Here is a 5,866-nt window from a genome sequence, read left to right as displayed (position 1 = left end):
ACCTTGGCTCGTATCGCGCCATACTTTTCCCACAGTTGCTTCAATTGGCCTATCGCCTTAAATACCTGGTCGGACGAGGGACTAACGGGCAACAGATCTGTTTCCAGACTGGGAACCATCGCAAAGAGAGTTTTGGCGCTGGTTTGCACGGATCTTACGGCGAACGTCCTGAAGTCCTCCTCTTCCTTCTCGGAGTCCTCTTTCTTCTGGGGGTCCTCTTTCTTCTTGGGGTCCTTATACGACCACCATGTGGCAAATTCTTTCGCGTCAATGTTTGCCTTCCAGATATCCGCAGCATCGGCTCCCTTGGCCAATTTGCGAATCCACGGTTTGTCTGATCCTGACGAATCGGTTTTCATCCGTATTTCAGCAAGGGGCCACCCCTTTGCTTTCCAAAACGCATAGATATGCCAACGCGTCGACGCGTCAGCATCCTCCCAGGTGTTACGAATGACGGCCTTGTCATCTGCGTCAGAACGGGGTTCACGAAGCAACGCCGCGATCAGTCGGTTCGCTAGCTCGCCCTCGCGCTGTTCGGGAGCCTTCTGGATCTCCTCGACTAGTTCGGATGGCACACCGATGGCTTGCAAGTACTGCCGAAACGGCTTTGACACCTTGATCTGCGTCTTTATACGTGTGTAGAGTTCACCCGGCTGGCCGTCGATATCGCAAATGTTGGCCTTAAGCTTTCCCTGCCACTTGGTGAACTCCTTTCGCGCTCGCTTTTGCCGCTCTATTCTCCAAGTGACCGCCGCCAAGTAGACGGCCGATAGAATAGCGGACGCGATAGTTAATCCCATGGTCACAGGCGCCAGCGCTGCGGAGGCGCCCGCGATTGCTGCTCCCAGCTGAATCCCACCGGCCGCCATGGACGTGCCGTTGGTGCACAGGGCCTGCAGCACACGACTAGTGCCGGCCTCATGCAAGAGCTTGCGATCGCGGCTGCCAAACTGCCGGTACTGTTCACGCAGCGCGGCGACCTCCCGCGCGACCGGCACACTCGCTTGAGCTACCCCGTCGGAGTCGGAGCAACGCGAGATCAACGAGAACAGTGCCTGCTTTTCCCGATTTTTCCATTCCGTTAGCTGATCAAGCCTTGTGTACTGGTCCCGGATCTCCCCGATGCCTTGCAAGGCGTTGGTGATGCCTGAAAGCACGGAAAGGCTCAGGCCCGTCCCGGCCACAATCTGCCCTAAAATCTCGAGCCCCGGGGCCGCGTTCATCAGGTTCGCCGTCGAGTAGTTGCCGTTGATTCTCGCCTGGCTCAGCACGGCAGAGGGGATAAAGTTGGCGCTGCTCAACGAGTTGCCAATGACGTCGCGGATCCACCCCGTAAGCTTTTGGTTAGCGATGGAGTTAATTCCGGTCGAGCGGGAAAACTTGTCCTGAAGCTTGGATAGTTCCTTTTGCTGTGTTGCGAGTGCGGCGGACAAGTCTTTGCGCTCTTGGCACTCGACGGGTAGTTCCGGTGCGTTCAGCGCGCTCTTCAGTGTGGAGACATTCACCTCGCATGCAATATAATTCCGCCAGTTCAGGAGCTCATTCGCGATTTTCGAATTTGCCTCCCGCCGCCCATCATTTGTCAGCCAGGAATCCAGCGCCCTGGGCAGGACCGGTACACAACCGGCTGAAACCCCTGCTTGATCCGGGGCGTGCGAGCTCGGATCGAGCGGATCCAGATTGGTCGAAGTGAAATTTGTCACGAGGACCGCACACGCCCAAAGTGAATAGGTCAATGAGCCAGGCACTAACGTCCCGGGCGCTATCCTGCCGTGGTCATCACAAGGCAGCAGACCGTTGAGGACGTCCCGCGCCTTGCGTTTAGCGTTCTGCGCCGGGCTACTTTGAGACGGAGCAGATAAGCTAAGCTTGATCTTCTTTACCGTGTCATCGCTTTTGACACCGTCTGTGTTTAGGCGTAAGTCTCCAAGATCCTTGAAGTGCTGATTGCGGCGCGGCGGCCCCACATTCGCGTTATTCTGATGGCCACTGTGGGAGAGATTCCCCGTATCCAGCAGCAACACTGGCGAAACACCGAAAAGCGGAAATTTCATGACATTTCCCCGTGCAGTGTGCAGTAAGGAGGGAGCGTTGGGTTGCGAGTCGGTGCACTGGAACGATTGCAGCCCGGGTTTCTTGAGCAGGATACCGAAGAGCCAGGATAGATGGGAATTCAGGAAAACCTGAGGTGAGCGCGGATGCAAGGCTCTCTCTTTGGCACACAAGCTAGATAGGCGCGCTAAGAAGTCCCTATCGGACGAATTGGCTGACGCTGCCGAAAGCATGCAAGCAAGCGTCGCAGAGAGGTGAAGGGCGACGGCACCGGACTCGTGCTATCGACGCTCTACCACGCAACGCCGCGCCGTGCGCGCCGGCGCTGAGGATGATCTTCTCGCGTTGGGTGCAACGCGATTACAACGCCGGGCTTTGAGTTGTTATAAATTGACTGTCGACCAGATCGCGCTCAGCGCGAGACCGGACTGCCAGACGCCCTCTAAAGCCCTTGCCTCGTCATGGCGACTCCGATCCCACGTCTGCCGCGAAGCACAGACCGGCTGTCTTTCCCTCGCAGTCGGATCCACTCGTCGAGCCAAGCCAAGCCAAGGGGCGATACGATTTCTATATCCGCACCTACTTGCCTCAATTAAACGACCTGGCAAGCGCCGCTGCAATCACTTTGCCGAAGCCCGTTGCGCAAAACGGCTGCAAATCACTAAATGTCACATTTAGAAATAGGACGATAGGTTTCCTAAGATTTCCCTATTCAGCTTCCGTGGTCGGAACGTATTGGGATTTCAATGTCTCTTTCAATTTTTTGAATTGACCAAACAACGCCGCGTCATTGATTTTGAATTGCTCATAGGCCTGACTGTTCTTTAAGACAAGCCCGCAAAATACCGTCCCTTGCGCCTCACGAAGCTTTGTGAGCAAACCCTTCTTCGCGTCGAGGGGAAGATATGGTGCCATCTGATCAAGGAGAGCGATGTATGCCCCGAGTACTTTATAATCCTTTATTGTGGACGCCTGCCTAAACGCATCGCGCAAAATATCGCTATTAGGCAGCAGCGCGTCATCGATCCGCTGCCCCCATACCGCTTGTCCCTTTTTCGCCTGCTGAACAAGCAGCTTACTATGCTGCCTAATCTCCTGCGCCTGCCACCTTTTGAGTGAGCTCAGAAGATGCCGGCACGTTTTCTTTAAGAGCGGCTCGAGCCACGCGCGATTCTCCAGTGAGGCCGCGGCCACGGGCATTCCGCACGCTTGATGGTAGCTTGAAATCGCTTTCCCATAGGCCGAAACGGCCTCTGCAGATGCACCCATGCTTCCCTTCCACGAAGTCAGCATCATATTGCTTTCCTTAAGCAATAAGGTGGCGCTTTGTGGATCCAGGTGTTGTCCAAATCGCTTGAAGAAAGACGCATACCGCTCGAGCATTTCAACGTCACCGTTGCAGCCGGCAAATTTCCAAGAGAGCGGACCGTCGCTCGCTGCGGCCCGTCTCCCTCTCAGCACACTCTCAAGCAGGCGGGACCGGGCTATGGTTGGCGTTTTATCGCAAACGACGCCCACAACGTCCATGTAGGCGGCAAATTCATCGGCACGCCAGTTCTTCTCAAACAGGTTAGTGCCAAGCAGGCGAACGGGAGCCGCATCGTTATCAATCTTCTCTAAATTGACGTGGTTCGAGATGAAGTTGCCGTAGGCTCTGATGGCCGCCGCATTGCCTTTTAGGATAAACGCTTCTTCGCCGGAGCCTTTGAGGAGCTTTGAAATGATGTGATCTTTTCTTACTTTCGATAACTTGCCAAAACGCTTATCTAAACCCGATATCCGACTCGCATCTCCGCTGCGCAAAACCTCACTCAGCTCAGCACGTTGTTGAGCAACTTGTGCTTGCAAAGCTGTTTGGGTCCTCTGTTTCTGAAGCTGAGCAACCCTTCCCGCGCTTTCACTCAAGCGCGCCACGCTGTTCACGAACGCCTGCCGTTTTGCCTTCGCGCCCCAGGGTTCACGAGAAATACGCAGCGGACCTAATGGCGTACTGTTTAGACTCGACTTGCGGTGCTTTTGCGACGACGTCGATGACGTGGGAGCGTGTGAGCTCAGACAGGTCCTCGGGCAACTACTACTGTGGTTTATTTTCATCATGCCGACTCGATACGACTCAAGCGGAGCTGATCTGCAGCGCCGGCTCAGCCTGAAATTTCAGATTAGCGGCGCTTACAGCGCCTTGACTCAAAAACAACACGAGCTCTCGGCATGGCACGTGCGCCGTGCTCGAACAACTCGGCCCCCGCGACCAGTATGCGCGATGCATCGGTCGCGCGCACTTTGCGGGTCGCGACGCTCAACCACGACGCCAGACAGACACTCCTGCATTGACGCAAGCATGCCTCGACCAAGCTTCTCCTCTTGCACTTGCGTCGCCTGCTTTACGCGAATCCGCTGCGCGCCGACACGCTGCGTTTATCGCGAGAGCGCCGTGAGTTGCGAAGGCGCCGTCACCCCTAAGCGCGCCGAAACAGCGTACGGGGGCTTTTATCCAACGCCTTGTCCAATCGGGTTTCGACCTGTGTCACGGCGGCCTCTGAAGCGTGTTTCAGGCCGTCATGCCTATGCCTGGCCGGCCCGACTTGCAGTGTAATCGATGCGGCCTGATCGCGTTTGCTCAAAAGCGCATATCTTGTGCGAAGACCGTATGTCCTCCCTGCACATCAGGCTGTTTTGCGTTTTTTTGTGGTGATGTGTTATGAACACGCGATGAATCAGATAGGGGCAATTGCGCGAATGAGCGTTAATGATTAAAAATCACAGGAGATTGTAAGCAACGAGTGAAGATCGTTTACTGCGGATTTTCTGCGGGTGAACGATGCAGGGCGTGCTTAGCATTGAAGAGGCGTTTGCTAGTCTGGACGATCCGTGCAGGCACAGTCCTGTGCATGGCCTGAGCGAAATTCTGGCGAGCGCGTTGTGCGCGATCCTGTGCGGAGCACACAACTGGGTTGCTGTTCAGGTTCGGGGCGAAGAGAAGCTTGACTGGCTCTCGCCGCCACACCCCGCTACTCAACGGCATCCCATCGCACGATACCTTCGGCCGGGTGTTCGCCGCGCTTGATTCGAAGCAGTTCGAAGCATGCTTTGTCCGCTGGATGAGTGGCCTCCCGAGTTCGACATTTCGAGCCACAATTTGAGCGATTACGGCCTGAAGCGTCTTATAGATCAAGCACTTGACATCCGGCGATCGCGATGTGCTGTAGTGACACGAAATTTTATGGATGACCTTGTCTCCATGCCTGGCGTCGCCTAAAGTGGCGACATGTTCGTGAAGATCACCACCTCCGACAAACGCCAGTACGTGAAGCTGGTGGAATCGTTTCGTGATGAGCGCGGCGTCTCACGTCAGCGCGTAATCGCCACGCTCGGGCGCCTCGAAGCGGTTCTGGCCGGCGAGAGCAACGCGCTCATCAGTGGGTTGCTGCGTGCGGCCGGCAAGCCCACCCTCGATCAGGGCACCGGCGAGGTGTCGTTTGCCCCGGCGCTTACCGTGGGCGACACATGGATGCTCACCGCGTTGTGGAAGGAACTCGGCCTGGACGATGCATTGCGGCGCATCTTGCGCCCACATCGCCAATTCGACGCAGAGCGCCTGCTGCGCGTGATGGTGTTTAACCGGCTGTGCGATCCCGAATCGAAGTTGGGTATCGCGCGTTGGCTCGAAGGCACTCGGGTGCCTGATGGCGCGGCCGACGCCGTCACGAGCGCGTGAGCGAACACCGCGAAATCGGCAAGGACCATGGCCGGATCGAGACCCGGCATGGTATTGCGTTCGAATGGGCCGCACTCGATGAGGCATCGCCGTGGCCCT

General features: G+C 56.4%; 4 protein-coding genes and 1 pseudogene. 3 read left to right on the top strand and 2 right to left on the bottom strand.

What is annotated here, in order from left to right; genetic code table 11:
* Nucleotides 1-2,054 (bottom strand): hypothetical protein (locus AWB78_RS41215; protein ID WP_157697855.1); only part of this gene is annotated, 2,054 nt, incomplete at its 3' end.
* A gap of 706 nt (nt 2,055-2,760) precedes the next feature.
* Nucleotides 2,761-3,975: a hypothetical protein gene (locus AWB78_RS41210; protein WP_062612893.1), complete on the bottom strand. Its 1,215-nt coding sequence runs from the start codon at nt 3,973-3,975 to the stop codon at nt 2,761-2,763.
* An 895-nt stretch (nt 3,976-4,870) separates the two neighbouring features.
* Between AWB78_RS41210 and AWB78_RS44725 the strand changes: the two genes are divergently transcribed.
* The 3 genes and pseudogenes from AWB78_RS44725 to AWB78_RS48025 all read left to right on the top strand — a co-directional run.
* On the top strand, nt 4,871-5,116 hold the full coding sequence (locus AWB78_RS44725; protein ID WP_074173706.1) for a transposase family protein: 246 nt from the start codon (nt 4,871-4,873) through the stop codon (nt 5,114-5,116).
* Nucleotides 5,100-5,192, top strand: a complete 93-nt coding sequence (locus tag AWB78_RS49045; protein WP_374729527.1) for a hypothetical protein — start codon at nt 5,100-5,102, stop codon at nt 5,190-5,192. Before AWB78_RS44725 ends, AWB78_RS49045 begins: the two co-directional genes overlap by 17 nt.
* Before the next feature lie 125 nt (nt 5,193-5,317).
* A pseudogene (locus tag AWB78_RS48025) lies at nt 5,318-5,734 on the top strand (IS1634 family transposase N-terminal domain-related protein); the annotation flags it as partial.
* Nucleotides 5,735-5,866: the final 132 nt, after the last annotated feature.

It is taken from the genome of Caballeronia calidae (assembly GCF_900044055.2).
In the GTDB taxonomy this organism is placed as follows: Bacteria; Pseudomonadota; Gammaproteobacteria; order Burkholderiales; family Burkholderiaceae; genus Caballeronia; species Caballeronia calidae.
This window is presented reverse-complemented; position numbering and strand designations above follow the sequence as displayed.